The 24299-nt window shown below is 45.2% G+C and carries 20 protein-coding genes; 17 read left to right on the top strand and 3 right to left on the bottom strand.

Annotated features, from left to right (window positions below):
• The first annotated feature begins 154 nt into the window (after positions 1-154).
• From prfB to AC2Q9J_RS03375, 10 genes are all read left to right on the top strand, one after another.
• Positions 155-1256, top strand: a protein-coding gene (prfB, locus tag AC2Q9J_RS03420; protein WP_499037342.1) for a peptide chain release factor 2 whose coding sequence is annotated in 2 segments (ribosomal slippage) — positions 155-226 and positions 228-1256 — 1101 coding nt in all. Because the reading frame shifts where the segments join, the coding sequence is not laid out codon by codon here.
• 277 nt (positions 1257-1533) lie between these two features.
• The gene (locus AC2Q9J_RS03415; RefSeq protein ID WP_499037181.1) at positions 1534-2406 is read left to right on the top strand and encodes a YitT family protein; all 873 of its coding nucleotides are present in this window, start codon (positions 1534-1536) and stop codon (positions 2404-2406) included.
• A gap of 46 nt (positions 2407-2452) precedes the next feature.
• Positions 2453-2803, top strand: coding sequence for a cytochrome c551 (cccB, locus tag AC2Q9J_RS03410; RefSeq protein ID WP_499037179.1), 351 nt, complete (start codon positions 2453-2455; stop codon positions 2801-2803).
• Positions 2804-3090: 287 nt separating this feature from the next.
• Positions 3091-3777: a cell division ATP-binding protein FtsE gene (gene ftsE, locus AC2Q9J_RS03405; RefSeq protein WP_084244664.1), complete on the top strand. Its 687-nt coding sequence runs from the start codon at positions 3091-3093 to the stop codon at positions 3775-3777.
• Complete coding sequence (ftsX, locus tag AC2Q9J_RS03400; protein WP_499037177.1) at positions 3767-4651, top strand: permease-like cell division protein FtsX; 885 nt, start codon at positions 3767-3769, stop codon at positions 4649-4651. Before ftsE ends, ftsX begins: the two co-directional genes overlap by 11 nt.
• 91 nt (positions 4652-4742) lie before the next feature.
• Positions 4743-6065 carry a murein hydrolase activator EnvC family protein gene (locus tag AC2Q9J_RS03395; protein ID WP_499037175.1) on the top strand — a complete coding sequence of 441 codons (1323 nt, stop codon included), beginning with the start codon at positions 4743-4745 and terminating at the stop codon, positions 6063-6065.
• A gap of 123 nt (positions 6066-6188) precedes the next feature.
• Positions 6189-6764, top strand: a complete 576-nt coding sequence (locus AC2Q9J_RS03390) for a redoxin domain-containing protein (protein ID WP_499037173.1) — start codon at positions 6189-6191, stop codon at positions 6762-6764.
• A 12-nt stretch (positions 6765-6776) separates the two neighbouring features.
• A complete protein-coding gene (locus tag AC2Q9J_RS03385; RefSeq protein WP_499037172.1) occupies positions 6777-7883 on the top strand; it encodes a trans-sulfuration enzyme family protein in 1107 nt (368 codons plus the stop codon).
• Between the two features lie 225 nt (positions 7884-8108).
• The gene (locus tag AC2Q9J_RS03380) at positions 8109-9263 is read left to right on the top strand and encodes a PDZ domain-containing protein (RefSeq protein WP_499037171.1); all 1155 of its coding nucleotides are present in this window, start codon (positions 8109-8111) and stop codon (positions 9261-9263) included.
• A gap of 51 nt (positions 9264-9314) precedes the next feature.
• The gene (locus AC2Q9J_RS03375) at positions 9315-9572 is read left to right on the top strand and encodes a CsbA family protein (protein WP_499037170.1); all 258 of its coding nucleotides are present in this window, start codon (positions 9315-9317) and stop codon (positions 9570-9572) included.
• A 13-nt stretch (positions 9573-9585) separates the two neighbouring features.
• Here the strand turns inward: AC2Q9J_RS03375 and AC2Q9J_RS03370 are convergent, their stop codons facing one another.
• Positions 9586-9891: an AzlD domain-containing protein gene (locus AC2Q9J_RS03370; protein WP_499037168.1), complete on the bottom strand. Its 306-nt coding sequence runs from the start codon at positions 9889-9891 to the stop codon at positions 9586-9588.
• The gene (locus tag AC2Q9J_RS03365; protein ID WP_499037166.1) at positions 9891-10583 is read right to left on the bottom strand and encodes an AzlC family ABC transporter permease; all 693 of its coding nucleotides are present in this window, start codon (positions 10581-10583) and stop codon (positions 9891-9893) included. The genes AC2Q9J_RS03370 and AC2Q9J_RS03365 overlap by 1 nt, the downstream gene beginning before the upstream one ends.
• Before the next feature lie 309 nt (positions 10584-10892).
• Here AC2Q9J_RS03365 and AC2Q9J_RS03360 point away from each other — a divergent pair, with 309 nt between their 5' ends.
• The 7 genes from AC2Q9J_RS03360 (at position 10893) to AC2Q9J_RS03330 (ending at position 22902) form a co-directional block, all read left to right on the top strand.
• Entirely contained in the window at positions 10893-11522 is a 630-nt protein-coding gene (locus tag AC2Q9J_RS03360; protein WP_499037164.1) for a TVP38/TMEM64 family protein, read from the top strand.
• Positions 11523-11604: 82 nt separating this feature from the next.
• The gene (gene addB, locus AC2Q9J_RS03355) at positions 11605-15081 is read left to right on the top strand and encodes a helicase-exonuclease AddAB subunit AddB (protein ID WP_499037162.1); all 3477 of its coding nucleotides are present in this window, start codon (positions 11605-11607) and stop codon (positions 15079-15081) included.
• Positions 15059-18670, top strand: a complete 3612-nt coding sequence (addA, locus tag AC2Q9J_RS03350) for a helicase-exonuclease AddAB subunit AddA (protein ID WP_499037160.1) — start codon at positions 15059-15061, stop codon at positions 18668-18670. The genes addB and addA overlap by 23 nt, the downstream gene beginning before the upstream one ends.
• A gap of 10 nt (positions 18671-18680) precedes the next feature.
• Positions 18681-19859, top strand: a complete 1179-nt coding sequence (locus tag AC2Q9J_RS03345) for a DUF418 domain-containing protein (RefSeq protein ID WP_499037158.1) — start codon at positions 18681-18683, stop codon at positions 19857-19859.
• 42 nt (positions 19860-19901) lie between these two features.
• Positions 19902-20801, top strand: a complete 900-nt coding sequence (locus AC2Q9J_RS03340) for a fumarylacetoacetate hydrolase family protein (RefSeq protein WP_499037156.1) — start codon at positions 19902-19904, stop codon at positions 20799-20801.
• Positions 20802-20870: 69 nt separating this feature from the next.
• Complete coding sequence (locus AC2Q9J_RS03335; RefSeq protein WP_499037154.1) at positions 20871-21245, top strand: YisL family protein; 375 nt, start codon at positions 20871-20873, stop codon at positions 21243-21245.
• A 187-nt stretch (positions 21246-21432) separates the two neighbouring features.
• The gene (locus AC2Q9J_RS03330; protein ID WP_499037152.1) at positions 21433-22902 is read left to right on the top strand and encodes an alpha-amylase family glycosyl hydrolase; all 1470 of its coding nucleotides are present in this window, start codon (positions 21433-21435) and stop codon (positions 22900-22902) included.
• A gap of 55 nt (positions 22903-22957) precedes the next feature.
• Here the strand turns inward: AC2Q9J_RS03330 and AC2Q9J_RS03325 are convergent, their stop codons facing one another.
• Positions 22958-24289, bottom strand: coding sequence for a CoA-disulfide reductase (locus AC2Q9J_RS03325; protein ID WP_499037150.1), 1332 nt, complete (start codon positions 24287-24289; stop codon positions 22958-22960).
• Positions 24290-24299: the final 10 nt, after the last annotated feature.

Here is a 24299-nt window from a genome sequence, read left to right as displayed (position 1 = left end):
TTTAATTGCCGAAGAGCGCTATGCTCTTCGGTGTTATTTACGGAAAAAATAGGAAACTTCAATATTGAAAATGGCTCTGGAGGAATGGCGCACTGTCAAGACTCCAGCGGCAACAAAGCGCATGCGCTTTTCTTACGAGGAGGAAATATTTATGATGGAATTAGCAGATATTCGAAACGAGCTCGACAAATCTTCCGCAAAGCTGGCGGACTTCAGGGGGTCTCTTTGACTTAGAAAACAAAGAGGCCAGAATTCAGGAATTGGATGAAATGATGATCGATCCCGATTTTTGGAACAACCAGGAAGCTGCGCAAGTCGTCATTTCAGAATTGAATGGCTTGAAGGAAATCGTCAATACTTATCACGATTTTGTGGAGTCCCAGGAAAACATGGAAATGACACTCGAATTGCTGCGTGAGGAAATGGACGAAGAATTGCATGAAGACCTGAGTGAAGAATTGAAGGAATTCAAATCCAAACTGAGTGATTACGAACTTCAGATGCTTTTGAGCGAACCATACGATAAAAACAATGCAATTTTGGAATTACACCCGGGAGCCGGCGGAACCGAATCTCAGGATTGGTGCTCAATGCTTCTTCGGATGTATACACGCTGGGCTGAAAAACGCGGCTTCAAAGTGGAAACACTCGATTATCTTGCGGGTGAAGAGGCCGGCGTCAAGTCCGTTACACTTGGTATAAAAGGCCATAACGCATATGGTTACCTGAAAGCGGAAAAAGGGGTTCACCGCCTAGTCCGTATTTCTCCTTTTGATTCTTCAGGAAGACGCCATACTTCATTCGTATCCTGTGAAGTCATGCCGGAATTCACTGGGGAAATAGAAATTGATATCCGTACAGAAGATTTGAAGATCGATACGTATCGTGCAAGCGGCGCCGGCGGCCAGCACATTAACACGACTGATTCGGCGGTCCGCATCACTCACCTTCCAACGGGAGCAGTGGTGACCTGCCAACAGGAACGTTCACAGATCAAGAACCGTGAAAAAGCGATGCAAATGTTAAAAGCGAAGCTCTATGCATTGAAGATCGAAGAACAGGAAGCACAACTTCTTGAAATTCGCGGCGAACAAAAAGAAATAGGCTGGGGCAGCCAGATTCGTTCTTATGTGTTCCATCCTTATTCAATGGTAAAAGACCACCGCACAAATTATGAAACAGGCAATCTCCAGGCTGTTATGGATGGAGACATCGACGGCTTCATCAACTCGTTGCTGCGGTCGAAGATGCAGTGAAGAAAAGCGGAAACGGCCGTTCAGCTCCGACAAGCGTAAGACACTTTGGCGAAACGGCGTGTTTTCAGCCGTGCAGCCAAAGGGGCTTACGACTCGAGGAGTTGGCCGTTGGAGTCTGGACAAAGAAAAGCGATCCCGCAGACTATATGTCTGCGGGATTTTTTTGCTTTATCCGGATGAAGTTCACAAGAAGCGTCCGCTTTGGTATACTCTGACAGGGCTTATTATTTAGATTCGCCGAAAAGAATACAGCATAGGAAAGAGGAAACACAATTTTATGGGAAAGAAAAATCAACGCAATAGAAAAGAAGCGCATCCATTTTTAACGGAATTTATGGATTACATATATGTTATCATCGGATCAGCGCTGGTCGCGATTTCGTTCAACGTGTTCCTGTTGCCGAACGAAGTGGCCTCAGGTGGAGTCAGCGGGATCAGTACCATCCTATTCGGTTTATTTGAGTGGAAACCGGCATTCGTGCAATGGGCATTTAACATTCCCTTGTTTATTGCAGGGGTCATTCTTTTAGGGAAGAACTTCGGCCTGAAGTCAGCTGTCGGAACTATTTTCCTTCCGTTTGTCGTTTATCTGACGGAGGATTGGGAAGCCTGGACGATGAATCCGCTATTGGGAGCTTTGTTCGGGGGGATCTTGGTTGGTCTTGGACTCGGCATTGTTTTCCGCGGAAGGGCTTCGACAGGCGGAACAGATCTGGCGGCACAAATCATTACGAAGTTCACCGGTTTGACACTTGGAACGAGTATTGCGCTCATCGACGGAATGATTGTTCTGGCCGCAGCTGTAGTTTTTGATATTGAAAGAGGGCTTTACGCATTAATCGGACTCTATGTCACTTCGAAAACCATTGATTTGGTTCAGGTCGGATTTGGCAGATCGAAACTTGTTTACATTATTACAACGAAACAAATGGAAATCCGGGATGCGATTTACGAAGAAGTGGACCGCGGTGTTACAAAGCTTACTGCAACCGGCGGCTATACAGATTCGGAGCGTCCCATCTTAATGGTTGTCGTCCATCAAACTGAGTTTACTAAATTGAAACAGGTAGTCAAAAACATTGATCCTACCGCATTCGTTATCGTTTCCGATGCGTCGGAAGTTTTAGGTGAAGGTTTCAAACGGGCCTAGCTCAGGTATACTTATATTAATGGATAAAATAAAAGGAGGAATTAGGATGAAAAAAAGCTTAATGGCATTATTATTCGGTACAACGCTCATTCTAGGGGCTTGTGGAGGCGGCGAAAGTACAGAGTCTGAACCGCCTGAAGAAACACCGGAAGAAACTCCGGCAGGTGAAGAGTCTTCAGTTGATGCCGAGCAGGTCGTGCAACAAAATTGTATTTCCTGCCACGGTGAAAACCTTGAAGGGCAAGGGAATTTCCCGCCGCTTAACGATGTAGGGTCCAGATTATCAGAGGATGAAATTCTGACTGTCATTCTGGAAGGCCGCGGTTCAATGCCAGCTAAGATTATCGAAGGTGAAGAAGCTGAAGCAGTAGCTGCCTGGTTATCGGAACAGCAATAAAATCAGAAGCAAGTGATGAAACCGACTGAAAAGTCGGTTTTTTTGTGCGTGAAAATTATATTAAAATATAGCGATATTTTTAAAGTAGAATAATATCAATTGGGTAAATAGTTTTACTAAATTTACAAAATTGTATCCAAATACATATGAATTGTTGCAAAACTTGAAGTTAATTGATACAGAAATGTAATATAAAATAGGTTTTAAAAGTGCTACAATGGGTTTGCTGGATTTTTAGGACACTTAATGTTTTTGTGAAATACAATTTATATAGGTGGTTATAATAGATGATACAAATGAAGAACGTCTATAAAAAATATCCGAACGGCATCGTTGCCCTTAACGGCATGAACGTTGAGATCAAGCAAGGTGAGTTCGTATATATAGTAGGTCCGAGTGGTGCTGGTAAATCGACTTTCATCAAAATGATGTATCGCGAAGAAAGCCCAACTTCAGGACAGATGCTGGTCAACGGAGTAGACCTTGCAAAAATTAAAAGAAAGAACGTTCCATTGCTGCGCCGCCAAATCGGAGTTGTATTCCAGGATTTCAAATTGCTTCCGAGACTGAATGTTTATGAGAACGTGGCATTCGCTTTGGAAGTTATTGAAGAAAAGCCTGAAGCAATCCGTAAACGGGTGCTCGAAGTTCTTGACCTTGTAGGATTGAAGCATAAAGCACGGATGTTCCCAAGAGAATTGTCCGGTGGAGAGCAACAGCGGATTTCAGTTGCCCGTTCAATCGTCAACACACCGAAAGTGGTAATTGCCGATGAACCGACTGGTAACCTCGACCCTGAAACTTCGTGGGATATCATGAATCTCTTCGAACGCATCAACGCAAGCGGAACAACTATTTTGATGGCAACACATAACCGGGAAATCGTTAATACAATGAGACACCGCGTCATCGCTATCGAAGGCGGGCTAATTGCCCGTGACGAAGTTGGAGGTGACTACGGCTATGAAGGCTAGAACATTAACGCGCCATTTCCGTGAAAGCCTTAAGAGCCTTGGACGCAACGGCTGGATGACATTCGCATCCGTCAGTGCAGTAACAGTCACATTATTATTGGTCGGCGTTTTCGTCCTGATTATGATGAACTTGAATAAAGTGGCAGATGACCTCGAAAACGATGTAGAAATCAAATCTTTCGTTTCATTGGAAGCTGATGAAGCACGTGTTACCGAGATGGAAACAGCCATAAAGAGCATGTCCGGCGTTGAATCGGTCAATTACTCTACAAAAGAAGAAGAACTTTCTGATTTAGTATTAGACTTCGGTGATGAGTTCAGCCTGTTTGAGCAGAACAACCCATTACTGGATGTTTTTTATGTAAAAGCGACCGAGCCGCAGCAAACAGAAAATGTGGCGAAAGAAATTTCACAGCTTGAAGGCATCGAAGAAGTGAAATACGGTGAAGGTAAAATCGAGAAATTGTTCACATTCCTGAACACTGGCCGCAACGTTGGCCTCGTTTTGATCCTTGCCTTGTTATTTACCGCAATGTTTCTGATTTCAAACACAATCCGTATCACAATCGTTGCGAGACGGCATGAAATTGAAATTATGAAACTGGTTGGAGCGACGAACTGGTTCGTCCGTATTCCATTCATTCTTGAAGGAATGTGGCTTGGCTTACTCGGTTCAATTCTGCCGATTGCCTTGATAGTAACGCTTTACTACAACGTTACTGAATTCGCACAGCCTAAACTGAGCGGCGAAATGATCCAGCTGCTGGATTTCGCGCCATTCATCTACCAGGTAAGTGCATTGATCCTCCTGATGGGAGTATTCATCGGAATCTGGGGAAGTTTCATGTCAATCCGCAAATTCCTGCGTGTTTAATATAGCAGATAATTAAAATGTTTTTAAAAGAGTCGTAGAGAGAGAAAGAGACAGATAGAAAAGAACGTAAAGCCGAAAGGGGAACACGAACTTGAACTCGAAGTCGAAATGGATGTTGTCTGTTGTTTCATTATTATTAGCAATTACGATGGTAACCCCATCAGTAAGCGCTAATGATTTGAGCGACCTGAAGAAGGAACAGCAGGAAGCTGAAAGAAAAAAGAGCGAATTAAATTCGAATATCAATGAAAAAGCGAATGCGATCAGCGAAAATCAATCTACACTTGAGAAAATCGTTGCACAAATCAATGAGTTGGAAAACAAGATCACTGAAACTCAGGATAAAATCAATTCAGTACAAGCTGAAATTGATCAAACAATTGTAGAAATTGACGAGTTAAAAGCATCAATCGAAGAATTAGAGCGTAAAATCGCTGAACGCGAAGAATTGCTTAAGGAACGCGCACGCGCAATCCAATTAAGCGGCGGGTCAGTTGACTATATCGATGTACTGCTTGGAGCTAACAGCTTCGTGGACTTCATCGACCGTTTCTCAGCAGTAAATATGCTGATCGAAGCGGATCGTGATATCATGCGCGAACAAGCGGAAGACAAAGAACTTCTGGCTGAACAACAAGCGGAAGTTGAAAAGAAATTGGCGGAGCAAGAAAAACGCCGTGCAGAATTAGAAGAGTTAAAATCATCACTTGATAGCAAAAAGAAAGAACAGGCAGGCTTGAAAGCAGATTTGGAAGCAGAGCAAAAACGTCTTGCTAAAGAAAAATCCGCTTTGGAAAAAGAGCATGCTGAAGCAATTGGCGTAAGCAATGCCCTAGCGAAGAAAATCGCTGATGAACAGGCGCGTTTACAGGAAATCGCGAGAAAAGCTGAAGAAGAGCGCAAACGCAAAGAAGCTGCTGAAAGAGCAGCAGCCCAAAAAGCGGCAGCCAGCAATAATTCTTCAAGCTCATCAGTGACAACTTACAGCGCACCGGTTCAAAACAGCGGCGGTTTCATCCGCCCGGCGGCAGGCCGTTTATCTTCGAACTACGGTGGACGTAATATCGGAGCAGGCAATGAAAATCACCGTGGCATAGATATCGCTAACAGTACTGGTACTCCTATCCATGCTGCAGCTTCAGGATATGTATCCTATGCAGGCGCAATGGGAACTTACGGTAATGTGGTCATGATTACTCATTCGATCAATGGCCAGGCTTACACAACTGTATACGCTCATAACAGTTCACTTAGCGTATCGGTTGGCCAGGCAGTTTCACAAGGCCAGCGTATTGCTTCAATGGGCAGCACAGGCCGCTCAACAGGACCACACCTTCACTTCGAAATCCATATCGGATCTTGGAATGGTGCACGTTCGAACGCAGTTAACCCTATCAATTACATCGGCGGATAAAATATTGACCGGCATCGTCACAGATGCCGGTTTTTTTACGGATATTTTTATTTTTACTATACAGACAGTAGCGTACTGAATGGATTTTATCGTATGATGATATCCGAATGGAGTGAAAACTTTATGAAGAAAATATTGGGCTTATTGCTGGTGGGAATTTTGATTGTCATACTGGTGGTAAGTATTGTAGAGAAGAATGTTGAGGAGAGACAGGCCACTGATCGTTTAAATGAAGGCAGCGTCGTAGATTTTCTCCCTACAGAAGAAGGTTTGGCAAAAGGAGAGACAGCACCGGACTTTGAATTGACGACACTGGACGGAGAAGCTGTAAGGCTTTCTGATTATAAAGGAAAAAAAGTGATATTGAATTTCTGGGCTACCTGGTGCCCGCCGTGCCGAGCAGAAATGCCGGACATGCAGAAATATTATGATGAGCAGGCCGAGGGTGACAATGTTGAAATATTGGCAGTGAATCTGACAACGGCAGACAAAGGAATGGATAAAATCAATGCATTTGTTGACGAGTTCAGTTTAACTTTCCCCATTCCGATGGATACGGAAGGTGACATAGGCGACCTCTATCAGGCAGCGAGCATTCCCACTTCGTATATGATTGATACTGATGGCCGGGTTCAACAAAAAATCGTTGGTCCTATGAATGAAGAAATGATGGAAGAATTTATCGCAGACATGGAATAGGGGGAAAATGAAATGACAAGCATCGAAACAAAATCAGTTCACACTGCTCAAATGAAAGAACGTACTATCCAGCCAAAAGTAATGCCGGTTTACCAAACTTCCGCTTTCGCTTTTTCATCACTGGAAGAGCTGGAAGGCTATTATGAAGGAAATGGAACGTACCTTTACTCCAGAACAGCAAACCCGAATACGGATGCCCTTGGACAGACGGTTGCAGACCTTGAAGGCGCACCGAAAGGAGTGGCTGCTTCTTCAGGGACATCAGCCATACTTGCGGGCATTCTGTCGGTCGTCAAAAGCGGGGATCATATTCTTGCGGCTGAAGATGTATACGGCGGCACGTTTCTTCTATTAAAAGAAGAACTTGCTCTAATGGGGATCCAGGTCCATTTTGCTGATTTCTCCGATATCAGTGCGATTGAACAGATCCTTATCGATTACCCCGAGGTAAAGTTGATATTCAGTGAGTCCATTACCAATCCATTTTTGCGTGTGGAAGATCTGGAAGTGCTTGATCAGTTAAAGAAACATTATGGTCTTAAGGTAATGATCGATAATACGTTTGCCACTCCATACACGATGACACCTTACCAAAATGGCGCAGACCTGGTTGCCCACAGTGCCACAAAATACCTTGGCGGCCACAGTGATGTTACAGCTGGGGTTTTAGTCGGGGACCAGGAGCTAATTGCGATTGCTGAAAAACGCATTGTTAATATGGGCTTGAACCTCAGTCCCTTCGAAGCCTGGCTGACCATCCGCGGCATCAAAACATTGGCGCTGCGCATGAAAGCTCAAACTGAAAATGCACAGGCAATAGCAGATTTTCTCAATAAAAAAACAAAAGTCTGGTATCCCGGTAAAGGCGCTATCGTCAGCTTTGAAGTTCCTGAAGCTATCGACGTTTCCGTTTTCTTCTCGTCGCTGGGCTGGATAAAAATCGTACCGACGCTTGCAGGTGTTGAAACGACCGTATCCTATCCTTATGGCACATCTCACCGCGCATTATCAGAAGAAGAAAAGGCGAAGGTCGGTGTAACCCGCCGCATAATCAGGTTATCGGCAGGCATCGAAGGCATCGAAGATATTCTGGAACAGCTGGGTGCGGCATTCAAATAGAAGCGATTTTTCAAGTTATATCGGCAGCCCTTGCTCCTGTCCCTGCATCGCTGCACTAACTTCGAGACATGAAAGTGCGTTGCATCGCTTCGCTAGCTATTTCGCAAAGCGCCGGCCGAAAAACCCTCGGCAACGCTTGGCTCAAAAAGAAGTACAGTATGCAGGGGTTCTTTGGTACAATGGAAGATAATGCGTCAATAGCCGGTGAATGGATGGTGAACAAGGATGGTCATGGAAGCTTTAATGGATATCGGCAGGTTTTTTGTCAATCCACTTTTATACATAGCGCTGCTTGCAGCAATTTTACTTGGTTATTTTAGGGTCAAAAAGGAAAGGAAGCTGTTCCGCACCCGAATTGTTTGGGGTTGGAGGGAATTCGGCCATTTGCTTAAGGATGGTATTCTTTACGCCCTTGTTTTGTCAATCCTGTTCTCGGCAATCGGGCTTACAGTTTCATTGGAATGGCTCGTGGCATTAAGTTTAGTGAGTGCCGCAGTTGTAATTTCCGGAATTTATTATCTGGCTTCATTCGTCTATCTGGCATTGGGGGCAATTGGACTCGGTTGGCTCCTTGCGAATTATGGATGGACGATTCCTTTTGGACTTTTCGATTTCAGCGGATACGCAGTGGCATGGAATTGGCTGTTGCCTGTAGCCCTGATTACCGGAGCGATGGTTGTTCTGGAAGGACGCCTTGTTGCGCGGCGAGGGGAGGAAGCTTCTTCGCCAAGACTTGAAAAAACGTCGCGCGGAGGAACAGCTGTCTTCTACAAATCAAAACGGTTGTGGCTGATACCTTTGCTTTTGGTGGTGCCGGGTGATCTGCTGGATGCCTATCTGCCATATTGGCCGCAATTTACAATCGGAAGCAGCAGCTTTTCATTTATATTATTTCCTGCAGTAATCGGTTTTCAGGGGAAAGCACGCAGAACTTTGCCGGCATATGTATATCCTCAGCTAGGCTCCCGGATATGGATTCTTGGATTGTTGGTAATCATGCTGGCGCTGTTCTCTTATCTCTGGGAACCAATGGCGCTGGTCGCGTTGCTCGCAGGTGCAGTCGGCCGTGCGGTTCTATCAATCATCACGTTAACGAATGAAAATAAAGGCAATCACGCAGTCGCGCCGCAAACAACGGGAGTGATGATCGTGGATGTGCTCGCAGATTCTCCGGCAGAAAAAATGGGGCTTGTTCGCGGGGAAATCATCCGTAAAGTAAACGGTCTGACAGTCACGAATGAGGCTGAGCTTTACGAAGCGATCCAGGTCAACGCCGCACATTGCCGACTTGAAGTGCTTGATCACAATAAAGAAATGCGCCTCAGACAGCATGTCATTTTCAGGCATGACCATTACCGTCTTGGTTTGATTGTAGTTTGAATTTGAATAGCGGCACATGCTTCAGGGGTTTGAAACGGAGGAGATAATTCCATGGAGTCAATGATAACTAAATTTTTTCTATCCTTACTGGTTCCGGGGCTTCTCGTCATCTTGTTTACCCGAGTGACATTCAATCATATTGTCGGCCTGATTCTGACGGTAGCGCTGATTGCGGCCGCCGTTTATGCCGGTTATACAAATACATGGTTTCTTTATATCGTCAACGCCGCTTCATTGACTGCGGGGTTCTGGTATGCCACAAATATGTACAAGCGCAGCAAAAAAGCCGACATTCATGAAGATGAATGACGGCTTTTCTTGTTCATAAGAATAAGCTATAAACAGCCAGAACAGCGATTGAACCCAGAACAACAATCATGACATTGGCTCCAAGTAAAGCGATGCCAAAGGCAGCTGCGGCTCCGATGACACCAAACCAGATATTTTCCTGGATGAAAAAGATCGCCGGAAAAATCAGCGCTCCGAGAACAGCGAAAGGAATATTTCTTAAAATGTTCTGAATTGAAGGTGGCAGCTCACGTCCTTCAAGAAAAGTCAGCGGAATGGCCCGTGGGATATATGTAACGAGTGCCATGCCAAGTATTGTCCACCAAATCCATGATCCCATTACGAACGACCTCCTTTCGAAGCAATCAACTCAATGATGATGGCGGAAGCTAAAGTGGAGACAAGGATTGCCCATCCTGTAGACAGCCAGCCGGTAAAAAAGAAGAGAGAGTTAAATAATGCGGCAATGGCAGCTAGACTTACGACTTTTCGGTTGCCCCGCATCGAAGGCACCAGCAGCCCGACGAACATGGCGTAAAGTGCAATGGACATGGCAGCTTGAAGAAACTCCGGAAGATTGGCTCCAATCAGATGGCCAAGCGCGGTAAATACCACCCAGCTGCCGTAGGAAATGGCGATGACTCCAGCGGCAAAGGATGTCCGGAGATTATCTTCTTTTTGGATTGCCAGCACAGAAAAAGATTCATCCGTAATACCAAATGCGTAAAGCGCCTTCTTCCACCTTGCATCTGGCTGCATCTTTTCATTGAGCGAAGCCGTCATAAGAAAGTGGCGGATATTCACGATGAATGTGTTCAGAATAATCACCGCAGGTGCAACTCCCGCTGTGATCAGAGACAACGATATGTATTGGGCTGCTCCGGCGAAAACAAAAATACTCATGGCTGTCGCTTCCATAAGTGACAGTCCCGTAGTCTTTGCTAATAGCCCAAATGTCAAAGCCACCGGAAAGTAGCCGATGGCGATACTGACTCCAGCTTTTAGCCCCGCAGAAAATCCGCGTTGTTCCATCTTTCTCTCTCCTTATCTAAAAGTATTTCTCTTTTCCAAATACGGGCAAAGAGTGTAAAGTAGTTATAATAGCATAGCACAAGAAAAGCGGAAGCGAAGAGCCGGGCCGAAATTTTTCGGACCGCTCTTTGCGACGAAGCAGCGCAGCGATGCAGGAGCAACATTCATGACCACTAAATTATGCAGCGCTTTTGCCATAACTGCCAAGGCCGAAGCGACCCGAAGAGCTGGGCGCTGGAGTCTGGACACAAAAATAATCGGATTTTAAAACCGATATTTAAAAATATTTTAAGCAGAAGGAATGAGCATATGTCGGAATTCTTTTCACAGGAAAATATTACAGCTTTATATGAATCCTATCGCTCTATCGGGCCGTTTATCGGATTTCTGCTTCCTTTCATCGAAGCATTCCTTCCATTTCTTCCGCTTTTCGTATTTGTATTTGCAAATGCCGGCGCGTACGGTCTCCTGTTCGGCTTTTTAATATCATTGGCCGGCTCAGTAGCAGGGTCGTATAGCGTATTTCTGATAATCCGCAAATATGGGCGAGCCAAGTTTTTGAATTTCATGACCAAACACCAGAAAGTCGAAAAGCTGATTCTTTGGGTTGAGCGTAATGGTTTTGGCCCCCTTTTCCTGCTTCTCTGTTTTCCATTCACTCCATCGGCGCTGGTGAATCTGGTGGCTGGATTATCCAATATCAGCAAGCATTATTATTTATGGACTTTGATTGCGGGCAAAACGGTTATGGTCTTCATGATTACATACGTTGGATACGATATACGTGCATTATTCAATAATCCTGTCAGAACAATAATCGTGGTTATTATAATTATTCTTCTTTATATAGTAGGGAAAATTATTGAAAAACGGCTGAATAAGAAAGTTGAAGAAGATTTTCGCCAAGCGGCGATTAAAAACCGGTCGAAAGAACAGTAAGTCAAAATTTTCATGAAGTTGGCTGAGAAGTTCCGAATATAGTAAGATGAGAACAAATGTTCCTGGAAGGAAGGATGTTCAGATGTCATTAAGAATTATCTACGGACGTGCTGGTTCCGGAAAAACCTCTTTTATACTGGATGAAATAGTAGGGACCTTAAAAGATAATGCGGATGGAGATCCGATTTTTTTCATAGTACCGGATCAAATGTCCTTTTCAACCGAGTATCGCCTGTCATCCGCTGATGGCATGAATGGGATGATCCGCGCACAGGCTGTGACATTCAAACGCCTTGCCTGGCGGGTGTTGCAGGAAGCAGGCGGAATCAGCCGGAAAGAAGTGGACAGCTTCGGCTACCGTATGCTGATCCGCAGCCTGCTCGAAGAACATCGTGATGAATTCCAGTTGTTCCGGCGCGCTGCAGGAAAACGGGGATTTACCGACCAAATCGAGCAGCTGATCAAAGAGTTTTCAAGGTACTGTGTCGATTGCGGCGAGTTGACGGAAATCTGCTCATCTCTGGCTGAAGCGGGTGCGCCCCGGACACTATTGGACAAAGCTTCTGATCTTGAACTGATTTTAGCTGAGATTGAGAACCGATTAGGCACGGTATTTGTGGACTCTGAAGGGCATCTGGCTTTATTGTCCGAAAAAATCCGTTTTTCTGATCAAGTTAAGAAATCCGATATTTATATTGATGGCTTCGTCACATTTACTGCTCGTGAATATGAAATCATCTTTGAATTGATGAGACACGCAAAATCGGTCACGATTGCATTGCCTATGGACGGAGCGGCAAACGCGAATGATGAACAGGCATTATTTTTCCAATCCGCCAGTACAGCACGGCGATTGGTCGATCAGGCAAAAAAAGAGGGCCTTCAAGTAGAAAATGCGGTGCATCTGCCTTCTCCAAAACGTTTCTCTAATGCGGAATTGACACATGTTGAACAGCATTTTGATGATTACCCGCTTCAAAAATTGGAGACAGAAGGGCATGTCAATCTTATTGAAGCAGCCAATCGGCGAGCTGAAGTTCATGCAATGGCCCGTTCCATCCGTGAACAGATCCGAAGCGGCATGCGCTATAAAGATATTGCCGTCCTATACCGGCAGCCTGAAGTTTATGATGAACTGATCAATACAATTTTCCCGCAATATGAATTACCCTATTTCATCAGCCAGAAAAAATCGATGCTTCACCACCCCTTGATTGAATTCTGCCGTTCGGTACTTGAAGCGGTTCAATCGAATTATTCCTATGAGCCGGTTTTCCGCGCTATTAAAACCGATCTGTTCTTTCCGCAGGGAAGTGTAGGGAAATGGCGGGAACGAAGCGACGTTCTTGAGAATTTCGTTATTGCCAATGGGATCTATGGAGAACGGTGGTTTGATGAAAAACGCTGGTTCTATAAAAAATACCGGGGACTGGAATTTCATACAGGAGTCCAAACCGATGATGAGTTGGCGCTTCAGATGGAACTTCACGCGGTAAGGGATTTGGTCCGTGAGCCGCTTTCGGTGCTAAAAGAACAATTGGAAAGCTGTTCGACTGGCAGGGAAATTGCAGAAGCTTTATTTGTATTTGTAGAAGACATGGGTGTCTATGATAAAATACTTGATTTAAAAGAGCGGGAAGAGTCAGAGCACAAATTGCTGGCAGCAGCGGAACATGAGCAGGCATGGAAACAATGGATCGGGGTGCTGGATCAGTTTGTGCTGATGTTCGGCGACAAGGAACTCGATCTAACTTCCGCGGTAAGAATTCTGGATGAAGGATTTGAAACCTTGGAGTTTTCACGGATTCCGCCTTCACTCGATGAAATTACAGTATCAACAATCGATCTGGCAAGGCTGATGGATATCAAATCAGTTTTTGTCATTGGCGTGAACGACGGTGTTTTGCCGAAGCGAATTGAACAGGAAGGTTTGCTGACAGACGCGGACCGCGAATGGTTTGCCAAAATCGGCTTTGAACTCGCACCAAGTACAAAAACGAGGCTTTTGGATGAAACATTCATGGCGTACCGTGCCTTCACATCGGCTTCCGACTTTTTGACGGTTTCATACCCGATAGCTGATGAAGAAGGAAAAGCGCTTCTGCCATCCATGTATATCCAGAAGTTCATGGATATGCTTGGCGTGGAACTGACACCGGCAGTAGCAGATCCTGAGGAACTTAAACAAGCTGACCATTTGAGTTATATTTCGCATCCACGTGCCACACTGGCGTATTTGTCTTCACAGATTCGCAGTGGCTCCCTGACGCCTGAATGGCAGGCGGTCCTTTCTTATTACCAGGAAGATCCGTTTTGGTCATCGGTGGTTGAACGGATTATGGAACCGGCGAAACCGAATGTAGCTGATCAGCTCCGGGAAGAAATTGCTGAACCTTTATACGGATCGCCCATTTCTTCAAGTGTCTCGCGAGTTGAAACTTTTTATGGATGCCCGTATGCGCATTTTGCCGCCTATGGGCTGCGCCTCGAAGAGAGGAGCCAATATAAATTGGCGGCACCTGCGATGGGAGACCTGTTCCATGCAGCGATAAAATGGATTTCAGATGAAGTCAACAGGCTGGATGTTTCCTGGTCTTCATTGACCAATAAAGATTGTCGGGAATTAGCAAAACAGGCGATGGATCAATTATCGCCTTACTTCGTCAATCATATTCTGATCAGTTCACACCGCTATCGTTATATTCAGCATAAGCTGGAGGCGATCATCCGCCAGACAGCTTTCATGTTGAGCAAACATGCGAAAGTTACCGGTTTTACGCCAGTGGCATTGGAAGTCGGATTTGGTACAAAAGAAACGATTCCGCCACTTGACATTCCTCTGAGAAGAGGACGCAAGATGAATATCCGGGGCCGAATTGACCGCATTGATTCGACTGATATCAATGGCAAGCCTTATATCCGGGTGGTCGATTATAAATCTTCCAAACATGGACTTGATCTTGGTGAAGTTTATCACGGCATCGCGCTGCAGACATTTACGTATCTGGATGTCGCTTTGACGCATTCCGACCGCTGGCTTGGCGAACAGGCTGAACCGGCAGGAGTGCTGTACTTCCATATGCACAATCCGATGCTGAAATCGACGAAGCTGATGACAGCTGAAGAAGTGGAAGAAGAAATGGCGCGGTCGTTCAAAATGAACGGACTGGTCGTTGAAGATGAAGAAGTGATCAAAGCGATGGACAATGAAATCGATGGCTATTCGAATATCATACCGGTGCGGATGAATAAGAACGGCAGCATTTCAAAATCCCAGTCGCGTACAGTAAGTAAAGATGATATGGAAGTCATCCGCCGATTTGTGCGAAGCAAACATCAGGATGCAGGCAACGGAATATTGGACGGCGTCACTTCCATTACACCATATAAGGTGAAAGATGATACACCTTGCCAATTTTGTTCATACCGGTCGATTTGCCAATTCGACCCATCAGACCCGGAACAAACTTACCGCAAATTGCCTTCTTTATCATCCGATAAGGCTGTTGAATTGATTCGAAAGGAGACTGGCGAACATGATTCCGACAAAACCGAATGATGCCACATGGACCGATGAACAATGGCAGGCCATATGGGCAAAAGGACAGGATATGCTGGTCTCGGCAGCTGCCGGTTCTGGCAAAACGGCGGTTCTGATCAACCGCATGATCGAAAAGGTGCTGGATGAGAATGAGCCGATTTCAGTCGATGAACTGCTGGTTGTCACGTTCACCAATGCCTCAGCAGCTGAAATGCGCCACCGCATGTCGAAGGCGCTGGAAAAAGCGGTAACTGATAATCCGGAATCCAAACACTTAAGGCAGCAATTGCGTCTCATCAATAAAGCGCAGATTTCCACACTTCATTCTTTTTGTCTCTCAGTAGTAAAACAATACGCTTATCTTCTTGAAATAGATCCGGGATTCCGGATTGCAGGGGATACAGAGGCGGCGCTGCTGCGTGACGATGTGCTCGAAGCTGTTCTTGAAGCAGCTTACGAGGGTGAAAATGCGGAAGCAGTTTACCGTCTAGCCGACAGTTTCACCTCAGACCGCAGCGATCAGGCGATGGAAGTACTGGTCAGTAAGCTCTATGACTATTCGCGTGTTCATCCCAATCCTGAATATTGGCTGCAGCAAGTTCCGGCGCTTTATGATGTGCCGGATGAAGCGGTAATCGACGAGCTGCCGTTTATCGGTGATTTGAAAATGACCATCCGCCATGCCTTTGAAGAAGCGCTGCAACTGACAAGAGATGGAATTGATGTCGCTCAGCAGCCGGATGGACCGGCAATTTTGGCCGATACTTTTGAAATGGATTCAGAATTGATCAAGTCGGCAATTGCCGCATTGGACCGCTCCTGGAACGATATTTATGAATTTTCACAGCGCGTCATCTGGCAAAAAGCAGGAAGCATCAAGAAGGATTCATGCGATCCTGTACTGGCGGATGAAGCAAAAGCGCTGCGCAATGAAGCAAAGAAAATCGTTAAAGGCATAACCGATGCTTATTTCACTCGTAAGCCCTCCAGATTATTGGATGAAATGCGCGAGATGGCTCCCTTGATGCAGACACTTGTGGATTTGACGAACCGTTTCGCTGAACAATATAAGGCGCTTAAAGTGGACCGTGCAATCGTGGATTTTTCGGATCTGGAGCATTATGCACTTGAAATCTTAAGTGAAGAAGGGGAACCTTCCGCTATTGCCAAAGATTACCGAAGCCGCTTCAAAGAAATTCTGGTGGATGAATATCAGGATACGAACATGCTGCAGGAAACGATATTGGGTCTGGTGAAATCAGGCGGTGAACAAGACGGCAATCTATTTATGGTGGGGGATGTAAAACAGTCGATTTACAGATTCCGCCTGGCTGAACCGATGCTGTTTCTGGGGAAATATGGCCGATTCACTAAAGATGCGGATGGGACAGGCATGAGCATCGATCTTAATGCCAATTTCCGCAGCCGAAAAGAGATTCTTGACGGCACCAATTATATTTTCTCTCAGATAATGGGAGAACGTGTCGGTGAAATCGAATATGATGAAGCCGCCGCATTAAAACATAAAGCACCTTATCCTGACAATGAAACACCGATTGAACTGGCGTTGATCCATGAACCGGAGATGGAAGAAGAAGCTGAGGAATCGGAAGATCTGGCGAAATCCCAATGGGAAGCAAGATTCATTGCCGCGAAAATACGTGAATTGATGGAGCAGGATACGTTTGTGCATGACCCATGGACCAATGAAAAACGTCTGCTTGAATATCGTGATATTGTAGTGCTTATGCGTTCAATGACCTGGTCAGGTGATTTTGATGATGAGTTTAAAAAGGCAGGGATTCCTTTATATACGGAACTGGCGGGTGGCTATTTCGATGCTTTGGAAGTGATGATCATGATGAATACACTTCGGGTCATCGACAATCCGTATCAGGATGTGCCGCTTGTTTCCGTTTTGCGTGCGCCATTTATCGGCCTGCGCGAAAACGAGCTTGCTGAAATCCGGCTGGCTGCTCCTCAGGCGACTTTCTATGAGGCGGTAAAAACGTTCATCCGAAATGGCACCGGCATCGACAGGGAAGCAGCGGAAAAATTGCAGCGCTTTATGCTGCAATTGGAAGACTGGCGGAATCTCGCACGCCGCGGCTCTCTTGCGGAATTGATCTGGCAAGTTTATCTGGATACCAATTATTACGAGATGGTCGGTTCCATGTCGAACGGCAAGCAGCGTCAGGCCAATCTACGGGCACTTCATGACAGGGCTTTGGAATATGAGAAAACATCGTTCCGCGGCCTGTTCCGTTTCCTGCGTTTCATCGACCGGATGCGTGAACGCGGCGATGATCTCGGAACTGCCAGATCACTCAGTGAAAAAGAAAACGTGGTCCGGCTGATGACGGTCCATAAATCGAAGGGTCTTGAATTCCCGGTCGTCTTTTTCGCGGGAACAGGAAGATCCTTCAATGAAATGGATTTCCGGAAATCTTATATGTTCGACCAGGATTATGGATTAGCCGTCAAAGCGGTGAATCCGAAGACGCGTGTCGAATATACATCATTGCCGTTTCTTGCCGTTAAAGAAAGAAAACAATTGCAGATGAAAGCGGAAGAAATGAGAGTATTATATGTGGCGATGACACGGGCTAAAGAGAGGCTGTTCTTGACAGCTTCCGTGAAAGATCCCGAATCTCTTTTCGAACGCTGGAAAACGGCGGCACCTGATGTCAGATTGCCTGATTTCGTCCGTTCGCGGGCCAAGGGCTATCTGGATTGGATAGGCCCAGCGATTGCGCGCCATCCGGATGCCGAAGAATTGATGAATCGCTCAGGCATCCTCCTTCCGCATCATTCGAAGTTCCGGGTTGAACTGGTTGAGAGCCAGTCATTGCTGCCAGCACCGTTGATTTTTGAGGAATTGGCGCCTATGGAAGGCGAGATGAAGGATCTTGAAGGTGAAATTAAAAACAGGTTTGATTTTCACTATCCGCATCAGCAATCTGTCGAGAAGCGTTCCAAACAATCTGTCTCCGAAATGAAGCGCCTGCAAATGCTGCAGCGGCTCGATGAACCGGAATCTTTTATCCAAAGTATTGGACCTTCCAAGCGGACACTTCATGACCGTCCTGATTTTCTGCAGGAAAAACGCCTGGCTGCATCCGATATCGGGACAGCAGTCCATTCACTGATGCAGCACATTCCGTTGGATAAAAAATTGTCCGCAGCTGAAATCACGGAACAGGTTGAAACGCTGGTCGGGATGGAAATTCTGTCTCCTGAAGAAGGCAAAGCTATAAGAGTGCGTGAAATAGCAGCGTTTTACTCAAGTGAAACTGCCCGCCGCTTAATGGAAGCGAAGCAAGTTAAACGGGAAGTCCCCTTTACCTATGCAAAGGAAGACGCAGAAGGGGATTACCAGATTATCCAGGGGATTGTCGACTGCCTTTTTGAAGAAGAAGATGGCTGGGTGCTGCTGGATTATAAAACGGACCGGCTATATCAAATTGAAGACATTCAGTCGGAAATGTCTGCCCGCTACGAAGTACAATTGACGGTTTATACCGAAGCTGTGGAAGCGATTTTGAAAGTACCGATAAAAGAAAAATTGCTGTATCTGTTTTCAGCTGAAAAAGAGTTAAAAATTTAGGGGGATTTTTGTGAGATTACAACCGGTGGCGTTGGATGAACGGGTGGAAGCGATTGATTTGATGAGAGGATTTGCCTTGCTTGGCATTCTTCTTATCAATATGCTGGCGTTTCATTCACCGCTTTATTATATAGACCCGTATACATGGTTTGACGCTCCTGGAGATACAGCGACGTTTTCCTTTCTTGATGTATTTATCCAGGCTAGTTTCTATCCATTATTCGCTATGCTTTTTGGATATGGATTGGGCATGCAATTTTTGAGGGCGGAAGCAAGGAATAAAGCATTTGCACCGATGGCGGCTAAAAGACTTGCGGTATTGCTGGTTTTTGGGATTCTGCACGCCTTTCTGATTTGGTATGGGGATATCCTGATTACATACGCGATTATGGGCTTTTTGCTGATTGGCATGATCCGGCTGGAGTCGAAATGGCTGCTGTCTCTGGGTGTTATCATTTATGTGATTCCTCAGACTTTATTGCTCGTCATGATGTTTGCTGCCGTAGCACTGGATTCGAGTTTTTATGTTGGTATCCAGGAAGTGCAGAACTCAATGGCTGCATATGGTGGAGGAACGTTTGCGGAAATTTTCCGTCAGCGTTTTGATGACTGGATGTATGGCAATAATCCGTTGAACTACATCATTTTGATTGTTACGATTCTGCCGTTTACGATGGTCGGCGCGGCTGCAGCCAAATGGCGGCTGATCGAACGCACTAAAGAATTAAAGAAAACGTGGATTGCCCTTGCAGCAGGGGGGATATTGATAGGATTGCTGCTGAAACTGACACCTTATATTTTCGAACCGAATATTGCATTGACATATTTACAGGAGATTTTCGGAGGGCCTTTGCTCGCTGTGGGGTATGCGGCGATTATAGCGCTCCTTGCACAAAGCGGCAGCATCCGGAAGATGCTCCGCCCATTTTCTAAGGTGGGCAGGATGTCGCTGACGACTTATATCACACAATCAATTATCGCGACGACTATCTTTTATTCGTATGGATTGGGCCTTTACGGACAGGTCAGCCTTTTGACTGGGACACTGATGGCGCTCGGAATTTTCGCGGTGCAATTGATCTTCTCCGAAATTTGGCTGACTAAATTCAGCCAGGGACCGCTGGAAATGCTCTGGCGAAAGGTTACGTATGGATTAAATTTTGAAAAAAGCAACAAATCGAATAATTAATGTGTATAATTAATGGAACCAAAGAAAAGGAGTGTTTACTAAATGAAGCTGTTATCATTTCGCTATGAAGGAAAAGAAGCATTTGGACCAAAAGTGAAAAAAGAAGAAGCCGTTTGGGACGTTTTAAAAATCCAGAATGAACTAGGGGTTCTTCCGTCTTTTCCGGCACAGCTGATTGAAGGATTATCACAGGGAGTAGAATTTGTTGAGCAAATTCGCAAGTTGGCGGACGCTGCAGCCCATTCGGAAAATCCTGCTGATTTCAAACACTCTTTTTCAGATATCGAATGGCTGGCGCCTGTACCGCGTACACCGAAAAATGTATTATGCGTAGGCAGAAATTATTCGGAACATGCTAAAGAGATGGGTGGAGAGGCGCCGGTGGATCTGGTCGTCTTTACCAAATCCCCTGCAGCCATTACCGGTGATCATGACACAGTTCCTGTCCATAGCAACTTAACGGATTCCTATGATTATGAAGGGGAGCTTGCTGTAATAATCGGAAAAGGAGGCAGTTCCATTCCGAAACAGATGGCTTATGACCACGTCTTCGGTTATACGATTGCCAACGACCTGACAGCCCGAGATCTTCAATCGAAGCATCAGCAGTATTTCCTGGGCAAAAGTCTGGTTAAATCCTGTCCAATGGGACCTTATATCGTAACAAAAGATGAAATACCACAATCGCAGAATCTGTCGATTGTCACAAAAGTCAATGAAGAAATTCGCCAAAATGGCAATACGAAAGATATGATCCGCAGAGTCGATGATCTGATTTCGGAAATCTCTAAATACACACCGCTTGAGCCAGGGGATGTCATCTTGACTGGTACGCCAGCTGGTGTCGGTAAAGGCTTCAATCCACCGAAATTCCTGAAAGCCGGAGATACAGTAAAGATTTCAATCGAATCGATCGGAACACTCGTCACACATTTGTCATAGCACCTCCTTGCTGCCAACAGGGTAAATTATGGTAGACTATAGGAGAACTATATCAAAAGAGGTGACGAATTGGATTTTTTAACTGACACTACTCATTTGCACATCACGACTTGGGTTATCGCAATTCTGCTGTTCGTAATAGCGGCGTTCATGGCCCCTGAAAGCAAAGGACGCAAGATTGTCCACATGGTTCTGCGCTTGTTCTACATTCTGATCATCATTACAGGGCTGGCATTGTTCATTGCCCATTCATCTTTCGATGCTATGCAATACGGACTGAAGTTCTTGTTCGGCCTATTGACCATCGGTATGATGGAAATGGTATTGGTACGCGGCAAGAAAGGGAAGTCCGTGACGTTGTTCTGGATCCTGTTCGCTGTATTCCTACTGGTAACGATGTTCTACGGCTTCAAATTACCAATGGGTTTCAGATTCTTAGCTTAATACAAAAAACGGATGTCCTCTAGGCATCCGTTTTTTTTGTATGAATTTTTCTTCCGCATTCACAGTTTAGACGAAACTTCCAACCGGTACGACGGTTTCATTCATCTTTAAATAGCAGGGGGGACGTGAGTTTGTTAAAATAGACCGAGTGGCATGCAATAAACCCTCATTGAAGGAGGACATAGGATTGAAAGCAAAATGGATTTCCGGTATCTTGAGCATGATGCTGTTACTGAGCATAGCGGCTCCCGCATCAGCTGATGAAACAAGAGAATTAGAAGATGAAAGTATTTACGATGTACTGGTTGACCGGTATTTCAATAAGCAGCTTGCAAACGATTTTGATGTAATTGCGACAGACCCTTCCGCATTTAACGGTGGAGATTTTGCGGGGCTGGCAAGTGAAATTCTGCACATTAAAGAGATGGGCTTTACTGTCCTGTCGATAGGGTCGGTATTTGCTTCTGCTACATATGATGGCAAAGAAGTGATTGACTACAGCCAGTTTGAAAGGCATTTTGGAACGGAAGAGGATTTTATGGATCTACTGGAAACGGTCCATGAAAACGATATGAAATTGATGATCGATATTCCGACTCAACGGGTCAGCAGCGAGCACTTCTGGCTAAATGAAAATCCAGAATGGTTTACAGAAAATGAAGATGGCACTTTTGCGTTGGATACTGCTAACACCGAAGCACAAGATGCTTTAATAGAATTTGCCAGCGGTTTTATTCAGCAATATGAAATAGACGGCTTAAGGCTACAGGAAACAGAAAACTTGGATCCGGGTTTCATTAAGCGTTTTTCAGAAGAAATCAAAGAAATCCGAAATATTTATCTGATCGGCGATGCTGAAATGCAGCCGCTTGAAGGACTCGATGCGGTTGTATTGCCTGGGGTCGAAGAAACCCTGCGTAATACCTATAAGAACTTTGACCAGGATACAGCTGCTTTGCCTGAGTTGATGGAAAATGCCGAAGGCAAATTGATTCAGGCTGATTCACTCCGCAGCTCGCGTGTTACATCTGACATCGTGGAGGCTCAAGGGTTCCCGCCGACGCGCATGAGGTTATTATTTACACAATTAATGACAATGCCCGGAATTCCAGTAGTCCAATATGGTTCGGAGATAGCGATGAACGGTGAAGCATTGCCAGAATCCCACCAATTGTTGAATATGGGGGTCGAACAGGAACTGATTGATCATATCAATAACTTGAATTCCTTGCGCAATTCTTCAGAAGCATTGCGGACTGGGGAATTTGAAGTTCTTCATGAAGAAGATGGCTGGTTGATCTACAAAAGATCAAATGATGAGGAAACTTGGATTATTGCCATCAATAACTCCTCAAGCACAAGGAACTTCTCGCTGTCTGTAGAGGAAATAGGCAGTGATAAACAGCTCCAAGGCCTATTCGAGAATGATATAGTTCGCCAGGAAGCGAATGGCGATTATAAAATAACATTGGATCGTGAAATCGCCGAGACTTTCCATGTCATCGACGAACGCGGATTCAATAAAGCCTATATAGCAGCTTTGATCGTTCTTTACGTAGTCTTTATGATTTTCCTTTGGGTAGTCTGGAAAAAAGGACGCCAGCGGAAAGCAGATGAAGCGGCCAAAACAGCGAATGAAAAACAGGGCAATAATTAAAAAAGATATAGAAAAACGGCACAGAAAGTAATTTTCTGTGCCGTTTTTTCATATTTTATTTGTCTGCTTTATAACCAGCCATATTCACCGGATCTTTCGGTGATGAGTAGGGAGGGGCATAGCAGAGTTCAAGTGCTTGGAGGTCATCAATGGTAAGCCCTGCATACATCGCTGTCGCAATGACATCGATGCGTTTATCCACGCCTTTCGTTCCCAGGCACTGGGCGCCAAAGATTTCTCTGGTGTTTGGATCGTAATGGATTTTCAGTTTCAATTTACCATGGTCAGGATAATAGCCGGCGTTTGAATTGCCGTTATGGATCAGTGAGACTGAAGGAATTTCCAATTCCCGTAATTTATTTTCGTTCAACCCCGTCATTGCGGCTGTTAAGCTGAAAACTTTAACAATCGAAGTCCCAAGAAGACCTTTTTTAGCAATTGGTTCGCCGTTGATATGTTTTGCGGTGATATAGGCTTGCCGATGCGCAGGCCAGGCAAGCGGCACGCGTTTTGGTTCTCCGGTAACCATATCAAAATTCTCTGACGCGTCTCCGATTGCATAGATAGCCGGGTCATTGGTCTGCATATATTCATTGGTGACAATGCCGCCCGTAGTCCCGATTTCCAGTCCAGCAGCTTTAGCCAGGCTGACATTAGGCGCAAGCCCTACGCTCATGATAATAAAATCCGTATCGAGGACATTCCCATTTGACAGGGTTTGTGAACGATCATCTATTTGCGTGATATAAGCATTGGTCTGCAAGTGAATTTCATTCAACAATAATTCCTTTTCAATTTCCCTGGAAATGTCTTCATCCAGAATGGACATGATATAGTCTGACTTATGGACCAGATGAACATCAATACCAAGCTCCTTAAGATTTTCAGCCATCTCAAGGCCGATAAAGCCGCCGCCTGAAATAGTGCAGCTCTGCGGTTTATGCGATTCAATATACTGTTTGATGTCGAGCATATCGTTATAACTGCGCAGAGTGAAGATATCTGTTGTTCCACTGCCTTTGATGTCCGGCAGAATTGCAGTTCCTCCGGGTGAGAGTATCAGTTTATCGTAGCTTTCCTGGAACTCATCTCCGGTTTCCAGATCTTTTACACTTATGCTTTTATTGTCACGGTCGATTGCTGTCACTTCATGTTTCAAATGGACTTCGATATTTCGCTTTTCCTTGAATTGCTGCGGATCGGCCATTAAGAGTGATTCTTCATCTTCTATGACTTCCCCAATTGCATAAGGTGTTCCGCAAGCAGCATATGACATGGTCGAATCACGATCATAAATCTTAATCACCGAATCTTTGTTATAAAAGCGCAATTGGCCTGCAGCTGTAGCGCCGCCGCCAACAGCCCCGACGATAAGGATTTTTTCCATTTTAGGACAC

Source organism: Planococcus sp. RAB007_Raresut, assembly GCF_057369535.1.
The sequence above is the reverse complement of the archived record's forward strand: the minus strand, read 5'-3'. Positions and strand labels throughout refer to the sequence as shown.